Source organism: Stenotrophomonas sp. SORGH_AS_0321, from assembly GCF_031453215.1.
Lineage (GTDB): Bacteria > Pseudomonadota > Gammaproteobacteria > Xanthomonadales > Xanthomonadaceae > Stenotrophomonas > Stenotrophomonas chelatiphaga.
Genome location: NZ_JAVIZG010000001.1, coordinates 2,433,779 through 2,451,218, shown reverse-complemented (window position 1 = coordinate 2,451,218; position 17,440 = coordinate 2,433,779). Strand labels below are relative to the sequence as shown.

Here is a 17,440-nt window from a genome sequence, read left to right as displayed (position 1 = left end):
GGCGCCGCGCGGGAACCTCGCAATGCTCGAATTTCCACGCTGGAAGTACGTCGTCATCCTGATCGTCCTGGCGATCAGCACGCTGTATGCGCTGCCCAACATCTACCAGAAGGATCCGGCCATCCAGATCACCGCCAACCGCGGCGGCCTGGTGGATTCAGCGCTGCGTGACCGCGTGCTGGCCGACCTCAAGCAGGCCGGCGTCACCCCGATGGCGGCCGAAGTGGAAGGCGACAGCCTGATCGTCCGCTTGCCCGACCTGCAGGCGCAGACCGCCGCCAACGACGTGCTGAAGCAGAGCGTCGGCGAGGATTACGTGGTGGCGCTGAACCTGGCCTCTACCGTGCCGGACTGGCTGTCCAACCTGGGCGCACGGCCGATGACGCTGGGCCTGGATCTGCAGGGCGGCGTGCATTTCGTGCTGCAGGTCGACCAGAAGGCTGCCCTCGACAAGCGCCTGGACGGCTACACCGAAGACGTGCGCACCACCCTGCGTGATGCACGCATTCCCTACCAGTCGGTCGAGCGCCGGGCGGACAACACCATCGTCGCCAACCTGAGCCCGAGCGCGGGCGAGGGTGCCGGCCTGCGTGCCCGTGATGCGCTGTTCAAGTCGCAGCCGACGCTGGGTTTTGAAGTCAGCGGCAACCGCGTGACCGTCAGCCTGCCCGACGCCGAACTGGACGCCATCGCCAACGGCGCCATCGAGCAGAACGTCAACACGCTGCGCAACCGCGTCAACCAGCTTGGCGTGGCCGAGCCGATCATCCAGCGCCAGGGTGCCGACCGCGTGGTCGTGCAGCTGCCGGGCGTGCAGGACACCGCCGAAGCCAAGCGCATGATCGGTGCCACCGCTACGCTGGAATACCGCGCCGTGGTCGAAGGCAACGCGCAGGACGCCATCACCAGCGGTCGTATTCCGCCGGAAGCCAAGGTCTACCAGCTGCGCGACAACCGCGGCCCGGTGCTGCTGGCCAAGCGCGTGATCGTCACCGGTGACCAGATGGTCGCCGCGCAGGCCACCACCGACCAGAACGGTTCGGCGGCGGTCAGCGTGACGCTGAACAATGTCGGCGGTCAGCGCATGTTCGACTTCACCAGCGCCAACGTGAACAAGCCGATGGCGGTGGTGTACACCGAGCGCATCCCCACCGTGGAAACCGTCGATGGCAAGGAAGTGCGCAGCTTCCGGGTCAAGGAAGAGGTCATCTCGGTGGCCAACATCAACGGCGTGTTCGGCAAGAACTTCCAGACCACCGGCCTGGAGAAGCGTGAGTCCGAAGACCTGGCCAAGCTGCTGAAATCCGGCTCGCTGGCCGCGCCGATGGACTTCGTGGAAGAAAAGATCGTCGGCCCCAGCCTGGGTGCGGAGAACGTGCAGCGCGGTGTCACCGCGGTGGGCTTCGCCTTCCTGTTCACGCTGGTGTTCTTCACCGTGTACTACCGCATGTTCGGTGTCATCACCTCGGTGGCGATGCTGTTCAACCTGCTGATCGTGGTCGCGGTGATGTCGCTGTTCGGCGCCACCATGACCCTGCCGGGCTTTGCCGGCCTGGCGTTGTCGATCGGCCTGTCGGTGGATGCGAACGTGCTGATCAACGAACGTATCCGTGAAGAGCTGCGTGCGGGCATGCCCGCCAAGGCCGCCATCGTGGCCGGTTACGAAAAGGCGTCGGGCACCATCCTCGACGCCAACCTGACCGGCATCCTGGCAGGTGTTGCGTTGTATGCGTTCGGTACCGGCCCGCTGAAGGGCTTCGCAGTGACCATGATCGTCGGCATCATCGCCTCGATGTTCACCGCCATTACCGTTTCCCGTGCCCTTGCAGTGCTGGTCTACGGCCGCCGCAAGAAGCTCAAGACCCTGGCCATCTGACGGGAAAAGGATCGATACCATGAAATTGTTTCCGCTCCACCTGATACCGAACGACACCAAGTTCGACTTCATGCGCACCCGATGGATCGCCATCGGCATCGCCGCGCTGGTGTTCATCGCCGCCCTCGGCAGCATCATCGGCAAGGGCTTCAACTACGCGCTGGATTTCACCGGCGGTACCGTGGTGGAAGTGCGTTTCGACCGGCCGGCCGACGTCGACGCCGTACGCGAGCACCTGGAGACCGCCGGCTATGCCGGTGCCCAGGTGCAGAGCTTCGGCAGCGGCAGCAACCTGCTGATCCGCCTGCAGCCGCAGGCCCAGGCCGAAGGCGAAAGCGCCGGCGAGGCCAACAACCGCACCGCCGAAGCGGTGCGTACGGCGGTGTCGCTGGAAGGCAATGCCGCCACCGTGCTGTCCTCGGAGTTCGTCGGTCCGCAGGTCGGCAAGGAGCTGGCCCTGAACGGCCTGTACGCCGCGCTGTTCGTGCTGGTCGGCTTCCTGATCTACATCGGGTTCCGCTTCGAATGGAAGTTCGCAGTGGTGGCCATCATCACCACCCTGTTCGACGTGCTGGTGGTGGCGGGCTACTTCTCTTTCAGCGGCCGCGAGTTCGACCTGACCGTGCTGGCCGGCCTGCTGTCGGTGATGGGTTTCTCCATCAACGACACTATCGTGGTCTTCGATCGCGTACGTGAAAACTTCCGCAGCCTGCGCGTCGAGCCGCTGGAAGTGATGAACCGCTCGATCAACCAGACCCTGTCGCGCACCATCATCACCTCGCTGGTGTTCTTCCTGTCCGTGCTGGCGCTGTACATCTACGGCGGCGGTTCGCTGGAAGGACTGGCCCTGAGCCAGATGATCGGCGCGGTCATCGGCACGCTGTCCTCGATCTTCATCGCCTGCCCGCTGCTGACCATGGGCGTCCTCGCGGTGACCAAGCAGGACCTGCTGCCCAAGACCAAGGACGTGGAAGCGCTCGCCCGCCGCCCGTAACGGGGTGTCGGCCTGTTGATTCGAAAAACCCCGCACAAGCGGGGTTTTTTCGTTGGCGGAAGCCTTCAGGCCTGACCGCTGCGCGACATGAACTGCAGCAAAGAACGGCGCGCCACGCCTGTATTTCTCGGCTGCGTCCTATTCCTTCTCGCAGGGCGGCCGGAGAACATGCGACTTCCGTCAACATACAAGGCAACTGCCATGCGTAGTGCCCAAATTCTCGCTGTATCTTCCCTGCTGATGCTGGCCGGCACAGTGCCGTCGCTGGCGCATGCCGCTGACCGCGAGGGCACCTATGGGTTCGCGGACATCGGCGTTACCGGCGTGAGCGACCGGTCCACCGTGGATGGCCTGAGCCAAAAGGACACCGGCCATTCCAGCAGCATGGGTCTCGGTGCGGGCTATCGTGTCAACCGCAACTTCGCCGTCGAAGGGGATATTCACTCTGTGCTGAAGCGAAAGATCGCGTTGCGCGACGGGCGCAGCTTCGGCAACCAGGGGGTGCGGGTTTCTGCACTCGGCATCATTCCGATCGGCGAGAATTTCGAGCTGCTCGGCAAGGTGTCGGCGGGAGTGGAGTGGAGTGACATGTCAAGCACGGCATCGTCGCCGAGTTTCGATGATCGTGCCCTTGTGATCGGCCTGGGCGCGGGTGCCCGGTACTGGATCAACGACCGCGCTGCGCTTCGCCTGGACGTGGATGGCCTCAACAAGGGGGACTTCGGCGTCGTAGGTGAAAAGCACAAGTACCGCGTTGGCAGCACCACGCTGGGCTTCCAGTACCGGTTCTGACCGCGACAACTGCCGCGCGTGAGCCGGCGGGCCCGTTGCAATCTTGCCCCGCGAATGCGGGGCTTCTTGTTTGCCGGCCCGCGCACATGACGCGGGCGTCGCTGCCGCGCCACGGGAAACGATACGCCGCCGTCGGTTGTGCATAATCCCGCCGCACACTACGATTCCCGCGTTGAGCGTATGCGCGGCCCCGCGCTGCGCCAGTCCCACACCGAGGTCTCCATGGTCATCAAACCGCGCGTCCGCGGCTTCATCTGCGTCACCACCCATCCCACCGGCTGCGATGCGGCGGTCAAGCAGCAGATCGACTACATCAGCGCCCGACCGAAGATCGTCAACGGTCCCAAGCGCGTGCTCGTCATCGGCGCCTCCACCGGCTACGGCCTGGCAGCGCGCATCACCGCCGCCTTCGGCAGCGACGCCGCCACCCTGGGCGTGTTCTTCGAAAAGCCCGGCAGCGAAACCAAGCCCGGCAGCGCCGGCTGGTACAACTCGGCTGCGTTCCACAAGTACGCCGGCCAGGCCGGACTGTATGCGAAGAGCGTGAACGGCGATGCGTTCTCCGATGAAGTGAAGGAGCAGGTCATCGCGCTGATCAAGGCCGACCTCGGCCAGGTCGACCAGGTGGTCTACAGTCTGGCGTCCCCGCGTCGCAAGCACCCGAAGACCGGCGAGGTGATCAATTCCACGCTCAAGCCGATCGGCGCGCCGATCACCCTGCGCGGCCTGGACACCGACAAGGTCAAGCTGACCGAAACCCACCTGGAGCCGGCCACCGAGGAAGAGATCGCCGGCACCGTGGCGGTGATGGGCGGCGAAGACTGGCAGATGTGGATCGACGCGCTGGCTGCGGCCGGCGTGCTGGCTGACGGCTGCAGCACCACCGCGTTCACCTATGTCGGTGAAGAGATCACCCAGGCGATCTACTGGAACGGCAGCATCGGTGCGGCCAAGAAGGACCTGGACCAGAAGGTGCTGGGCCTGCGCGATAAGCTGGCGGCGATCGGCGGCGACGCACGCGTATCGGTGCTGAAGGCGGTGGTCACCCAGGCCAGTTCGGCGATCCCGACCATGCCGTTGTACCTGTCGCTGCTGTTCAAGGTGATGAAGAAAAAGGGCACCCACGAAGGCTGCATCGAGCAGCTCGACGTGCTGTACGACATCCTTTACGGCGGCAAGGCCGACGGCACGGCGGTGGAGCGCCTGCGCCACGACCTGACCGACGCCGATGGCCGCCACGTCGAGCTGATCGACGAGGCCGGCCGCCTGCGCGCGGACTACAAGGAAATGGCGCCGGGCGTGCAGGCCGAAGTGCTGCAGCTGTGGCCGCAGGTCACCGATGAGAACCTGTACGAGATCAGCGACCTGGAAGGCTACAAGGCCGACTTCCTGCGCCTGTTCGGCTTCGGCGTGGAGGGCGTGGACTACGACGCCGACGTGGATGCGGACGTGAAGATCGACAACCTGGTCGACATGACCTGAGTGACGGCCAGCGGCCGTCACTACCGGAGCCACGGTAGCGCCGAGCCATGCTCGGCGAGCGCAGCGGCGTGACGACCCACGGTCGTCACCCACCAAGGCAGAACGCTGACGGCCAACGGCCGTCACTGCCGCCCGGACCTCAACCGAAATCGAACTCCATCCGCGGCAAGGCCTCGCCGACGAACTCGCCCTGCACGTAATCCACGCCTGCGCTGAACAGCAGGGTCATGGAATTGGCGTCGGTGACGAACTCGGCAACGGTGGCGATGTTGGCCGCCTGCGCGCGTTCGGTGATTTCCTTGATCTTGTCGAAGTTCTCGCGCGTGCTCGCCGCGTCGCGGGTGAAACCGCGGTCCAGCTTCAGGAACTGCGGCTGGAAATGCGCCAGCAGCTGGAACGAATCCAGCCCCGAACCGAACTGCTCCAGCCCGATCCGGCAGCCCAGCGGGGCGACCGCCTGCAGGAACTGCTGGGCATTGCGCAGGTGGGTGAACACCTTGGATTCCGGGGCATGCAGCCACAGCCGGTCGCCGGGCACGCCATGCGCCTGCAGCTCATCGCGCAGCGTGCTGATCAGCAGCGGATCGGCGAACGATTCCGGGGTGATCTTGACCAGCATGTGGGTGGCATGGCCGGCGCGCTGGCGTTCGCCCAGGATGGCGATCGCACGGCGCACCACCCAGCGGTTGATGTCGGCCAGCAGGCCGTGTTCTTCGGCGATGCCGAGGAAGGCGACCGGGCTCATCAGTTCGCCGTTGTTGTCCAGTCGCAGGTAGGCTTCGTACAGTTCGCGCGATTCGCCCTGCAGGTTCAGCACCGGCTGGTAATGCAGCTGGAAGCCATCGCCGTCCACCGCTTCGCGGATCCGGTTGACCCAGCGCGCGATGCGCTCTTCTTCCACCCGATCGGTGGCGGCCGGGTCGAAGATGCGCACGCTGTTGCCCAGTTCGGCCGCGGCCTGCACGCAGGTGGTGGCACGCGCCAGCACCTGGCCGATGCTGGCGATCTTCTCGCCGACCTGCACGCCGCCGATGCTGACGGTGACCGTGGCCGAGCGCTCGCCGATGCTGAACACATGCGCGGCATAGGCGCTGCGGATGCGTTCGGCCAGGGCCGAGGTATCGGCGAAGGCGCCGTCGAGCAGCACCGCGAAGCTGTGCTCGCCGAAGCGGGCCAGCTGCGCCTGGCTGCCGACCGTTTCGTTGAGCAGCGCGGCCATGGAGGCGATCAGCGCGTCGGCCGAATCCAGCCCGATGTCCGGCAGCAGGCGCGCGTAATGGTCCGGTTCGACCAGCAGCAGGCCGGAACGGCCTTCGCTGCGGCTGGCCTGGGCCACCGCGTTCTCCACCTGCACCATGAAGGTGGGGCGGTTGAGCAGGCCGGTGACCTGGTCGCGCTGGCGCAGTTCCTCCACTTCGCGGGCCAGTTCGGGGTCCAGTTCCAGCCGGCGGCGGAATACCACCTGCAGGCAGGACTCGCCTTCGTAGCTCGCACTGGTGAACTCCATCGTCGCCGCGAACGCGTTGCCATCCTGGTGGCGGGCGTCGATCTGATACTGCGGCGGCGGCGGCTCGCCCTTGCTCAGGCCCTTGAGCAGCTGCTTGAAGCCTTCCACGTGCTGCGCGGCCACCATGTCGAGCAGCGAAATACCTTCCACGTCGTCGAAGCTTTCGAACCCGAACATCTCCAGGTAGGCATCGTTGGCGCGGATGTGCATGCCTTCATGGATATAGGCGATGGGGTCGCGCGAGGAGGCGATCAGCGCGTCGCAGCGGCGTTCGGTCTCGCGCATCTGCGCCTCGATCCGGCGCAGTCCGCGGCGTGCCTGCAGGTCGACCCACTGGTCGCGCACCACCGCCAGCAGGTGTTCCGGCCGCGGCCGCAGCGCGAGCGCGCGCAGGCCGTGCGCGCTGGCTTCGACCAGCGCATCTTCCTCGATGTGGTCCACCAGCAGGATCAGCGGCACGTCCTTGCCGCTGGCGGCGATCTGCTGCGAGACCTGGGCCAGGCTGATCGACTGCTGCGGCGCGGCCAGTACCAGGTCGATCGGCTGCCCGGCCAGTACCTGCCCCAGTTCGCCCACGTCCTGCGGCCGCGACGGCCGCACCGCGATGCCACTGTTGCGCAGCGCGCTGACGATCGCTTCAGCGTTCTCGCCGCTGTCATCCACGATCACCAGGCGCAGCGTGATGTCATTCGAGTTCTGCATTCAAAGGCTCCCCAAGCTGCCCATTAGATACACGATGCGCGCCCGCAGGTCCATGCGCCGGCCCCGCTGGCCGCGCCCTGGAGGGGCCGCGGCTAGACCACGCTGCCGGCGGCGTGGCCGCTGGCCCACGCCCACTGGAAGTTGTAACCGCCCAGCCAGCCGCTCACGTCGAGCACCTCGCCGATGAAATGCAGGCCCGGCACCTTGCGCGATTCAAAGGTGGATGACGAAACCTGCGCGGTGTCCACCCCGCCGAGCGTGACTTCGGCGGTGCGGTAGCCCTCGGTACCACTGGCCACCAGCGGGAAGCCGGCGAGCAGGGCGGCGGCCTGGCGCAGCTGCGGCTCATCGATCTGCTTGACCGGGCGGTCCGGCAGCCAGTGCTCGCACAGGCGCTGCGCCAGGCGCTTGGGCAGCACCTCGGCCAGCACCGTGCGCAGGGCCGCGTCCGGGCGCTCGCGTTTCATCGCGCGCAGCCAGTGGTCTGCGTCCTGGCCCGGCAGCAGGTCCAGTTCAAGCGCATCACCAGGTTGCCAGAACGAGGAGATCTGCAGGATCGCCGGGCCGCTGATGCCGCGGTGGGTGATCAGCAGCGAGTTGCGGAAGGCCATGCCATTGCTGCGCGCTTCCACCGGCAGCGCCACCCCGGACAGGTCCGCCAGGCGCTGCTGGTGGGTACCGCTGAGGGTCAGCGGCACCAGCCCGGCGCGGGTGGGCAGCACATCGTGGCCGAACTGCCTGGCGATCTCATAGCCGAAGCCGGTGGCGCCCAGGCTGGGGATGGACAGCCCCCCGGTGGCCACCACCAGCGAGGCGGCGAAGAACATGCCGTGCGCGGTCTGCACATGGAAGCCGTCGCTGCCGCGTTCGATCCGCTGCACCGCGCAGTCGGTGCGGACCTGCACGCCGGCCTCCACGCACTCGTCCACCAGCATCTTGACGATCTGCTTGGACGACACATCGCAGAACAGCTGGCCGAGTTCCTTTTCGTGGTACGCGATGCGGTGCCGCTCGACCAGTTCGATGAAGTCCGCCGGCGTGTAGCGCGCCAGCGCGGATTTGCAGAAATGCGGGTTGGCCGACACGAAGTTGGCCGGGGTGGTGCCGGTGTTGGTGAAGTTGCAGCGACCGCCGCCGGACATCAGGATCTTCTTGCCGACCTTGTTGGCATGGTCGATCACCTGCACCACGCGCCCGCGCTGGCCGGCGGTGAGCGCACACATCAGCCCGGCCGCGCCCGCGCCGACCACCAGCACATCGCACCGCGTTGCCGCCACGCTGCTCACTCCTTGGCGCGCTTGCGCCAGGCCGGGATGACATCCAGCTGCATCTGGTCGTTGATCAGCTGCACTTCGGCGTCCTGGATCAGCACGCTCCAGCGCATGGCACGCTGGATAAGCTGGCTCCACTGCTCCACGAAGGCGCCCGGCAGGTCCAGCACGGACAGGTTGTTGAAGCGCTCCAGCGCCTTGCCCTGCTTCTGCCACCACACATCCGAGGCATGCCCGGCGTAGGTCACCACCTGCACCTGGCGGCTGCGGTTGCAGGCTTTGCGCACGCGCGATTCGTCCGGGTGGCCCAGGTCGATCCAGCGCAGGATGTCACCGGTGTAGTCCTGTTCCCACAGATCCGGTTCGTCGTCGGTGCTCAGCCCGCGGCCGAACTCCAGCCGGTCCTCGGCATTGAGCGCGAAAGCCAGCAGACGCACCATCAAGCGCTCGTCGGTCTCCGACGGGTGCTGGGCGAGGGTGAGGTTATGGGTCGCGTAGTAGCCGCGATCCATGTCGCTGATCTGCAACTCGGCCTTGCGGATGGTGGCGGTGAGGGCCATGAGGCTTCCGTGGACAAAGAGCACCATGATAATGGGTGCGCCATGACCCCGTCCGATCCGATCCTTCCCGTCGTTGCCGCCAGCCGCCTGCAACTGCCCCCGGGCAGCTGGGACAGCCTGCTGGACGGGCTCTGCGCCCGCTTTCCGCGGGTCAGCCGCGCCCAGTGGCAGGACCGCTTCCAGCGCGGACGGGTGCAGGATGCGCAGGGCAGGGCGCTGCGCCCCGGCCAGGCCTGGCAGGTGGGACTGGAAATCCGCTACTTCCGTGAAGTCGAGGATGAACCGGTCATTCCCTTCAGCGAGAGCATCGTGCACCACGACGCCCACCTGCTGGTGGCCGACAAGCCGCATTTCCTGCCGGTGGTGCCGGCCGGCGGCCATGTGCAGCAGACCCTGCTGGCCCGGCTGGTGGCCGCCACCGGCAACACGGACCTGGTGCCGTTGCACCGGCTGGACCGCCTGACCGCCGGGCTGGTGCTGTTCTCCACCCGCCGCGACAGCCGGGATGCCTACCAGCGGCTGTTCCGTGAGCGCCGGATCGACAAGGTCTACGAGGCGCTGGCGCCCGCGCTGCCGGGGCGGTCGTTCCCGCTGCAGCGCCACAGCCGGCTGCAGAAAGGCGAACCGTTCCACTGCATGCGCGAAGAGGAGGGCGAGCCCAACAGTGAGACCCGCATCGAGGTGGTCGAGCGCCAGGGTCCGGTCTGGCGCTACCGGCTGCAGCCGGTGACCGGGCGCAAGCACCAGCTGCGCGTGCACATGGCGGCCCTGGGGGCGCCGATACTGGGCGATGACCTGTATCCGGCCTACGCGCCGCAGCCGCCGGGTGACCATCGCCGACCGTTGCAACTGCTGGCCCGCCGCCTGTTGTTCAGCGACCCCTTCAGCGATGAATCGCGCTGCTTCACCAGCACCTTGACGCTGGCTGCACCGGAAGAGGCGTAGGGCGGAAACTGAATTGGGAGGCCGCGTGCGCCCCGATCCGGCCTCGCGCCTTGGCACAGCTGCGCCCGGGCGGTGGACCATGAACGCACTGCCTATCGCTTTTTAGAACAAACACGCGTATCGTCCGTCTCACTGTGTTTGCTAGGGTCACCGTAAATCGTGGCCTGGTGCAGTTGATCTCACGATCTGCTCCATCGATCCGCTTTGCCAACGCCTGCAACTCAGTCTCGGCCCCGATATCCGGTGGCTGCGATTTATTTCACATTGTTTCAGGAGTTTCAAAGATGTCTGATCGTCAGAGCGGTACCGTCAAGTGGTTCAACGATGCCAAGGGCTTCGGCTTCATCACCCCGGAAAGCGGCCCGGACCTGTTCGTGCACTTCCGTGCCATCCAGGGCAACGGCTTCAAGTCGCTGCAGGAAGGCCAGAAGGTGACCTTCGTCGCCGTGCAGGGCCAGAAGGGCATGCAGGCTGACCAGGTGCAGGCGGTCTGATCCGCTTGCTGCCGTAAGGTAGCCAGAAACGCCGGAAGCGAAAGCTTCCGGCGTTTTTTTTTGCCTGCATTGCGGTGGTGGGTGGCGACCGTTCGTCGTCACGCGTTCGCCGATCCCCGCTCTCTACCCTGTACCCACCTGACTCCACGGATCGCCCGCATGCTCACCGTCCACCACCTCGACAACTCCCGCTCGCTGCGCGTGCTGTGGATGCTGGAAGAACTCGGGCTGGCCTACGAGCTGAAGCAGTACGCGCGTGATGCGAAGACCATGCTGGCGCCGCCGGAGCTGCGGCAGGTGCATGGGCTGGGCAAGGCCCCGGTGCTGCAGGACGGCACGCGGGTGCTGGCCGAATCCGGTGCCATCCTGGATTACCTGGCCGACAGCTATGACAGCGAGCGCGTGTTGTCGCCTGCACCGCTGCCGGCCGCTTCGGACGAGCGCATGGCCTACCGTTACTGGCTGCATTACGCCGAAGGTTCGGCGATGCCGCCGATGCTGCTGACCCTGGTGATGTCGCGGATCCGCAACGCGCCGATGCCGTTCTTCGCCAAACCCATCGCGCGCGCTATCGCCGACAAGGCCGAAAAGGGGTTCGTCGGGCCGCAGCGCCGCCTGCACCTGGACTGGATGGAGCAGCGGCTGGCCGCCAGCCCGTGGTTTGCCGGCAAGCGCTTCACCGCCGCCGATATCCAGATGAGCTTCCCGATCCAGGCCGCCGCCAGCCGCGGCGAAGGGTTGGCCGACAAGCCGGCGCTGCGCGGCTTCCTGCAGCGCATCGAACAGCGCCCGGGCTACCAGCGTGCCGTGGCCCGCGGCGGCAGCCTGGAGGCGCTCAGCGGGCGCTGAGGGCATCTTGCCGCTGGGTCCGGCCGCCCCCATGTCGGGGGCATGGATACTGCTGACACCCCCCGTTTCGACAACCGCCTGATCCAGCGCCTCCCCGGCGACCCGGAGCTGTCCAACCAGCGCCGTGAGGTACGCGGCGCGGCTTGGTCGGCGGTCATGCCGACGCCGGTCACCGCGCCGTCCACGCTGGCGGTGTGGCCTGAAGTGGCCGACCTGCTGGGACTTCCGGCCGGCTTCGTGGACAGCGCGGATTTTGCCGAGGTGTTCGCCGGCAACGCGCTGCTGCAGGGCATGCAGCCGTGGGCCGCCAACTACGGCGGCCATCAGTTTGGTCGCTGGGCTGGGCAACTGGGCGACGGACGGGCGATCTCGCTGGGGGAACTGGTCGCCGCCGACGGGCGCCACTGGGAACTGCAACTGAAGGGCGCCGGACCGACGCCGTATTCGCGCGGCGCCGATGGGCGCGCCGTGCTGCGTTCGTCGATACGTGAATTCCTGTGCAGCGAGGCGATGCACCATCTGGGTGTGCCCACCACGCGCGCGCTGTCGCTGGTCGGCAGCGGCGAGGGCGTGTTGCGCGACATGTTCTACGACGGTCATCCGGACATCGAACCCGGTGCCATCGTGTGCCGCGTGGCGCCTTCGTTCCTGCGCTTCGGCAGCTTCGAGCTGCCCGCATCGCGCGGCGAACAGGAGCTGCTGCAGCAGATGGCGGACACCTGCATCGCGCGCGATTTCCCCGAACTGCAGGGCAGCGGCGAAGCGCTGATGGGTGACTGGTTCGGCCAGATCGCCGTGCGCAGTGCGGAAATGGTGGCGCACTGGATGCGCGTGGGCTTTGTCCACGGCGTGATGAACACTGACAACATGTCCGTGCTCGGCCTCACCATCGACTATGGTCCGTACGGTTGGGTGGAAGACTACGATCCGGACTGGACGCCCAACACCACCGATGCGCAGGGACGCCGTTACCGCTTCGGTACCCAGCCGCAGGTGGTGTTCTGGAACCTCACCCGGCTGGCGCAGGCGCTGGCGCCGCTGTTTGCCGACGTGCAGCCGCTGCAGGCTGGACTGGATGCCTTCCAGGCCACGCTGGCCGCCTGCACCCGGCGCGACGTGGCGGCGAAGCTGGGCCTGTCCGCAGCCGATGCGGCCGACCTGCAGCTGCACCAGCGCTGGCAGCAGCTGATGCAGGACGGGGCGATGGACATGACCCTGGCGTACCGGGCGCTGATCGGGCTGGACGTGGCGTCGCCGGATCCCGCGGTGCTCGACGGCGTGTTCTATGACCCCGCACGCCAGGCAGCAGTGCGCGAGCCGCTGCTGCAATGGCTGCACGACTACGCCACGCGCCTGCGTGCCGATCCGCTCGAGGCAGCGGAACGGATCGCGCGGATGACGCGCGCCAACCCGCTGTACGTGCTGCGCAACTGGCTGGCCCAGGAAGCGATCGAGCGCGCCAGCGAGGGCGACATGGGCGGCGTGCGGGCACTGCAGGAGGTCTTGCGTGATCCGTATACCGAACGGGCCGGGCTGGAGCATTACGCCGGCAGGCGCCCAGCATGGGCCGATCACAAGGCCGGCTGTTCGATGCTGTCCTGCAGTTCGTGAGCGGCCGGCCATCGGGGCCACCCGCAGCAGCCCGCCGACCGGCCTGTTACCCTATGCCGCCCTACAACGCTGGCCTTGCAATGACCGACGCACACGTCGAACCGCAGTGGGCATCGCGCCTGCGCGACATCGCTGATTTCCCCAAGCCGGGCATCCTGTTCAAGGACATCATGCCGCTGCTCGCCGATGGCGATGATTTCCGTGCGGCGATCCAGGCCATGAGCGCCCGCTGGCGCGACCTGCAGCTGGATGCGGTGGTCGGCATCGAGTCGCGTGGCTTCATCCTCGGCGCGGCGATGGCGCTGGAGCTGGGCGTGGGCTTCGTGCCGGTGCGCAAGCCGGGCAAGCTGCCGGGCAAGGTGCTGCGCGAGGAATACACGCTGGAGTACCGCAGCGACTGCATCGAAGTGCATGCCGACGCCCTGCCGGCCGGTGCCCGCGTGGCGATCATCGATGACGTGCTGGCGACCGGCGGCACGCTGGTGGCGGCGCTGTCGCTGGTGCGTCGACTGGGCGTGGACGTGGTCGGCGCCGGCGTACTGGTGGAACTGGATGGACTGGGCGGCCGTGCCCGCTGGGAAGCCGGCCTGCCGCTGCACACCGAACTGGTGTACTGAAGCAACCGCCCGCGCGCCGCGCAACCGGGGCATCCCTGGGTAGTGACGGCCGCTGGCCGTCAACGCTTAGCATCGGTAGTGACGGCCGCTGGCCGTCAACGCTTCGCTTCGGTAGTGACGGCCGCTGGCCGTCAACGCTTCGCCCCGGTGGGTGACGACCGTTGCAGGCTGTGTAACAAGTCCGACCTTGTCGGCCGATGGCGAAATTGTCGCCATTTTTCGCCCTGCTACGCGAGATCTGCATAGTTGCATGTCTGCCGGAGGTCCAGATCTCGCGTAGCTCGACCGGGCCCGGACTTGTTACACAGCCTGCGTTGGTCGTCACCGCTGCCGGCTTACATCACGCGGGTGCGGAACCTGCGGCCCTTGATCTTGCCTTCTTCCAGCTTGGCCACGGCCCGGGTTGGCGTGCTCGCGGGCGATGGCCACGTACGAACGCGTGGGGTAGATCGCGATCTTGCCGATGTGCTTGCCGGCCAGGCCGGCATCGCCGGTCAGCGCACCCAGGATGTCACCGGGGCGCAGCTTGTCGGTCTTGCCACCGTCGATGCGCAGGGTGCGCATGGCGGCCTGCGGCAGTTCGGCCGGGCGCGAGGTCGCCAGGGGCGTCTTCTGCCAGTCCAGCGGCGTGCCACGCTGCGCTTCCAGGGCCTCGGCGCGGGACTTCTCACGGCCGGCCACCAGGCTGATCGCCATGCCGCTGGCCCCGGCGCGACCGGTACGGCCGACGCGGTGCTGGTAGGTTTCGATGTCGGTCGGCAGTTCGTAGTTGATCACCATCGCCAGGTCTTCCACGTCCAGCCCGCGCGCGGCCACGTCGCTGGCCACCAGCACGTTGCAGCTGCGGTTGGCGAAACGCACCAGCACTTCTTCGCGGTCGCGCTGTTCCATGTCGCCGTGCAGGGCAAGCGAGGAGAAGCCGAACTGCTGCAGCGAATTGGCGACTTCGTCGACATCCTTGCGGGTGTTGCAGAACACCACCGCCGATTCCGGCGTGTACTTCAGCAGCAGCCCGGCCAGCGCCTTCTGCCGGTGCGCCGGCTCCACTTCGCAGAACAGGTGGCGGATGGAAGGGGCATCGTCGGCGCCGTCCACCGTCACTTCCACCGGATCGCGCAGCACGTCGCGGCCGATCGCGCGGATCGCATCGGGGAAGGTGGCCGAGAACAACAGCGTCTGGCGGTCCTTGTGGGTGCGCCCGGCGATCTCGCGGATCGGCTCTTCAAAGCCCATGTCCAGCATCCGGTCGCCTTCGTCCAGCACCAGCGTGCGCACCGCGCCGAGGTTCAGTGCGCGCTTGCGTGCCAGTTCCTGCACGCGGCCGGGGGTGCCGACCACCACGTGCGGGTGGTGGGCTTCCAGCGAGGCCAGCTGCGGCGCCAGCGGCGAACCGCCGGTCAGCACCAGCAGCTTCATGTTCGGGATGCCGGTGGCCAGCTTGCGGATCTGCTTGCCGACCTGGTCGGCCAGTTCGCGGGTGGGGCACAGCACCAGCGCCTGCACCCGCTGGGTGGCCGGATCCAGTGCCTGCAGCAGGCCCAGCCCGAAGGCGGCGGTCTTGCCGCTGCCGGTGGGGGCCTGGGCGATCACATCGCGGCGGTCGAGGATGGCCGGCAGGCTGCGCGCCTGGATGGCGGTGAGGGTGGTGTAGCCGAGCGCTTCCAGGCCAGGCTGAAGGGCCGGGCTCAGCGGCAGGGTCGAGAATTCATTCATGGCGCATTGTACGGGGTTAACCCCTTACAATACCCGCATGCCCCTGATTACCTTGCAGAACGTCGACTTCAGCGTCGGCGGCCCGTTGTTGCTGGAAAAAGCCGAACTGTCGATCGAGCCGGGCGAGCGTATCGCCCTGATCGGCCGCAACGGCGCCGGCAAATCCACTTTGCTCAAGCTGCTGTCCGGCGACCACAAGCCCGATGATGGCGAAGTCCGCGTCCAGCAGGGCGTCCGCGTGACCCGGCTGGAACAGGAGGTGCCGCATGGCGCCGCCGGCAGCGTGTTCGACGTGGTCGCCGAAGGCCTGGGCGAACTGGGCCAGTGGCTGGCCGAATTCCATCACCTGAGCGTGGCCGAAGAGTTCGACGGCGATGCACTGGGCGCGGTGCAGGCCAAGATCGATGCCGCCAACGGCTGGGGCCTGGACCAGCGCGTCAGCGAAACCCTGACCAAGCTCGACCTGGACGGCGATGCCGAATTCGCGCGCCTGTCCGGCGGCATGAAGCGCCGGGTGCTGCTGGGCCGGGCGCTGGTGTCCAGCCCGGACCTGCTGCTGCTGGACGAACCGACCAACCACCTGGACATCGAAGCCATCGACTGGCTGGAAATGTTCCTGAAGAACTGGAGCGGCAGCGTGGTGTTCGTCACCCATGACCGTCGCTTCCTGCGCGCGCTGGCCACCCGCATCGTGGAAATCGATCGCGGGCAGGTCACCAGCTGGCCGGGCGACTGGGCCAACTACGAGCGCCGCCGCGAAGAACGGCTCAACGCACAGGCACAGGAAAACGCCCGTTTCGACAAGATGCTGGCGCAGGAAGAAGTGTGGATCCGGCAGGGCATCAAGGCCCGCCGTACCCGCGATGAAGGCCGCGTGCGCCGCTTGGAAGCGATGCGCAACGAGCGCTCGTCGCGCCGCGAGATCAGTGGCAACGTCAGGATGGAAGCGGCCCAGGCTGCCAATTCCGGCAAGAAGGTCATCGACATCAAGGACGTGTCGTTCTCCTTCGGCGAGCGCTGCATGGTGCGCGACTTCTCCGCCACCATCCTGCGTGGCGACCGCATCGGCCTGATCGGTCCCAACGGCAGTGGCAAGACCACGCTGCTGAAGCTGCTGCTGGGCGACCTGGCGCCGGACCGCGGTGAAGTGCGCGCCGGTACCAACCTGGAAATCGCCTATTTCGACCAGTACCGCTCGGTGCTGCGCGAAGACTGGACGGCCATCGAGAACGTGGCCGAAGGCCGCGACTTCATCGAGTTCAATGGCAAGCGCAAGCACGTGCACGCCTACCTGCAGGACTTCCTGTTCACCCCGGAACGGGCGCGCGCACCGATCACCCGCCTGTCCGGCGGTGAGCGCAACCGCCTGCTGCTGGCCAAGCTGTTCGCGCAGCCGTCCAACCTGCTGGTGATGGACGAACCGACCAACGACCTGGACGTGGAAACGCTGGAGCTGCTGGAAGAGCTGCTGGGTGAGTACACCGGCACGCTGCTGCTGGTCAGCCATGACCGTGACTTCCTGGACAACGTGGTGACCTCCACGCTGGTGATGGAAGGCGAGGGCGTTGTCGGTGACTACGTGGGTGGCTACAGCGACTGGCAGCGGCATGCGGCTTTCGTGGCCGCGCAGCAGGCCAACGCGCCGGTGGTGGCCAGCCGTCCGGCAGCCGCTGCCGCCCCGGCGGCCGTGGCGGCGGCAGAGGTGGTGCCGGCCAAGCGCAAGCTCAGCTACAAGGACGCGCGCGAACTGGAACAGCTGCCGCAGAAGATCGAAACGCTGGAACAGGACGTCGAAGGGCTGACTGCGGCGATGAACGATCCCGCGTTCTACCAGCGCAGCGCGCCGGACATGGCCGCGCACAACCAGAAGCTGGCCAAGGTGCAGGCCGAGCTGGATGCCGCCTACGCGCGCTGGCAGGAACTGGACGCCTGACTCGCTCGATGGGGTAGTGACGGCCGCTGGCCGTCAGGCTCTTGCCGCTGCGCTCGCCGACCATGGGTCGGCGCTACCGGGGCATTGGCGGGTA

At 67.0% G+C, this 17,440-nt stretch carries 13 protein-coding genes and 1 pseudogene; 10 read left to right on the top strand and 4 right to left on the bottom strand.

The genetic code is table 11. From position 1 onward, the window contains the following. Positions 1-22: 22 nt before the first annotated feature. From secD to fabV, 4 genes are all read left to right on the top strand, one after another. Complete coding sequence (gene secD, locus QE373_RS10775) at positions 23-1,876, top strand: protein translocase subunit SecD (RefSeq protein WP_185000368.1); 1,854 nt, start codon at positions 23-25, stop codon at positions 1,874-1,876. A 19-nt stretch (positions 1,877-1,895) separates the two neighbouring features. Beyond that, positions 1,896-2,870, top strand: coding sequence for a protein translocase subunit SecF (secF, locus tag QE373_RS10770; RefSeq protein WP_309686297.1), 975 nt, complete (start codon positions 1,896-1,898; stop codon positions 2,868-2,870). Between the two features lie 201 nt (positions 2,871-3,071). Continuing rightward, entirely contained in the window at positions 3,072-3,662 is a 591-nt protein-coding gene (locus tag QE373_RS10765) for an outer membrane beta-barrel protein (protein WP_309686293.1), read from the top strand. 222 nt (positions 3,663-3,884) lie between these two features. Beyond that, positions 3,885-5,144: an enoyl-ACP reductase FabV gene (fabV, locus tag QE373_RS10760; protein ID WP_309686292.1), complete on the top strand. Its 1,260-nt coding sequence runs from the start codon at positions 3,885-3,887 to the stop codon at positions 5,142-5,144. A gap of 139 nt (positions 5,145-5,283) precedes the next feature. Here the strand turns inward: fabV and QE373_RS10755 are convergent, their stop codons facing one another. The 3 genes from QE373_RS10755 to QE373_RS10745 all read right to left on the bottom strand — a co-directional run bounded on the left by QE373_RS10755 (position 5,284) and on the right by QE373_RS10745 (position 9,184). Further along, positions 5,284-7,353 carry an EAL domain-containing protein gene (locus QE373_RS10755; protein WP_309686290.1) on the bottom strand — a complete coding sequence of 690 codons (2,070 nt, stop codon included), beginning with the start codon at positions 7,351-7,353 and terminating at the stop codon, positions 5,284-5,286. Between the two features lie 92 nt (positions 7,354-7,445). Then, complete coding sequence (locus tag QE373_RS10750) at positions 7,446-8,630, bottom strand: NAD(P)/FAD-dependent oxidoreductase (protein WP_057508482.1); 1,185 nt, start codon at positions 8,628-8,630, stop codon at positions 7,446-7,448. 5 nt (positions 8,631-8,635) lie between these two features. Further along, entirely contained in the window at positions 8,636-9,184 is a 549-nt protein-coding gene (locus tag QE373_RS10745; RefSeq protein ID WP_309686287.1) for a YaeQ family protein, read from the bottom strand. 42 nt (positions 9,185-9,226) lie between these two features. Here QE373_RS10745 and QE373_RS10740 point away from each other — a divergent pair, with 42 nt between their 5' ends. The 5 genes from QE373_RS10740 (at position 9,227) to QE373_RS10720 (ending at position 13,700) form a co-directional block, all read left to right on the top strand. Further along, positions 9,227-10,129 (top strand): pseudouridine synthase, encoded by a 903-nt coding sequence (locus tag QE373_RS10740; protein WP_309686284.1) that lies wholly within the window; start codon positions 9,227-9,229, stop codon positions 10,127-10,129. Between the two features lie 284 nt (positions 10,130-10,413). Further along, positions 10,414-10,623, top strand: a complete 210-nt coding sequence (locus QE373_RS10735; RefSeq protein WP_042615064.1) for a cold-shock protein — start codon at positions 10,414-10,416, stop codon at positions 10,621-10,623. A gap of 159 nt (positions 10,624-10,782) precedes the next feature. Then, positions 10,783-11,472 (top strand): glutathione S-transferase, encoded by a 690-nt coding sequence (locus QE373_RS10730; protein ID WP_309686276.1) that lies wholly within the window; start codon positions 10,783-10,785, stop codon positions 11,470-11,472. A 42-nt stretch (positions 11,473-11,514) separates the two neighbouring features. After that, complete coding sequence (locus QE373_RS10725; RefSeq protein WP_309686274.1) at positions 11,515-13,083, top strand: protein adenylyltransferase SelO family protein; 1,569 nt, start codon at positions 11,515-11,517, stop codon at positions 13,081-13,083. Between the two features lie 80 nt (positions 13,084-13,163). Next, entirely contained in the window at positions 13,164-13,700 is a 537-nt protein-coding gene (locus QE373_RS10720; RefSeq protein WP_309686271.1) for an adenine phosphoribosyltransferase, read from the top strand. A 335-nt stretch (positions 13,701-14,035) separates the two neighbouring features. Here the strand turns inward: QE373_RS10720 and dbpA are convergent. Beyond that, positions 14,036-15,413, bottom strand: a pseudogene (dbpA, locus tag QE373_RS10715) (ATP-dependent RNA helicase DbpA). A gap of 37 nt (positions 15,414-15,450) precedes the next feature. Here dbpA and QE373_RS10710 point away from each other — a divergent pair. Then, on the top strand, positions 15,451-17,346 hold the full coding sequence (locus QE373_RS10710; protein WP_309686268.1) for an ATP-binding cassette domain-containing protein: 1,896 nt from the start codon (positions 15,451-15,453) through the stop codon (positions 17,344-17,346). Positions 17,347-17,440 lie beyond the last annotated feature (94 nt).

Bases quoted from the DNA above. Each gene is read 5' to 3' on its own strand.
- secD (WP_185000368.1), top strand. From the start codon at position 23: ATGCTCGAATTTCCACGCTGGAAGTACGTCGTCATCCTGATCGTCCTG.
- secF (WP_309686297.1), top strand. From the start codon at position 1,896: ATGAAATTGTTTCCGCTCCACCTGATACCGAACGACACCAAGTTCGAC.
- QE373_RS10765 (WP_309686293.1), top strand. From the start codon at position 3,072: ATGCGTAGTGCCCAAATTCTCGCTGTATCTTCCCTGCTGATGCTGGCC.
- fabV (WP_309686292.1), top strand. From the start codon at position 3,885: ATGGTCATCAAACCGCGCGTCCGCGGCTTCATCTGCGTCACCACCCAT.
- QE373_RS10755 (WP_309686290.1), bottom strand. From the start codon at position 7,353: ATGCAGAACTCGAATGACATCACGCTGCGCCTGGTGATCGTGGATGAC.
- QE373_RS10745 (WP_309686287.1), bottom strand. From the start codon at position 9,184: ATGGCCCTCACCGCCACCATCCGCAAGGCCGAGTTGCAGATCAGCGAC.
- QE373_RS10740 (WP_309686284.1), top strand. From the start codon at position 9,227: ATGACCCCGTCCGATCCGATCCTTCCCGTCGTTGCCGCCAGCCGCCTG.
- QE373_RS10735 (WP_042615064.1), top strand. From the start codon at position 10,414: ATGTCTGATCGTCAGAGCGGTACCGTCAAGTGGTTCAACGATGCCAAG.
- QE373_RS10730 (WP_309686276.1), top strand. From the start codon at position 10,783: ATGCTCACCGTCCACCACCTCGACAACTCCCGCTCGCTGCGCGTGCTG.
- QE373_RS10725 (WP_309686274.1), top strand. From the start codon at position 11,515: ATGGATACTGCTGACACCCCCCGTTTCGACAACCGCCTGATCCAGCGC.
- QE373_RS10720 (WP_309686271.1), top strand. From the start codon at position 13,164: ATGACCGACGCACACGTCGAACCGCAGTGGGCATCGCGCCTGCGCGAC.
- QE373_RS10710 (WP_309686268.1), top strand. From the start codon at position 15,451: ATGCCCCTGATTACCTTGCAGAACGTCGACTTCAGCGTCGGCGGCCCG.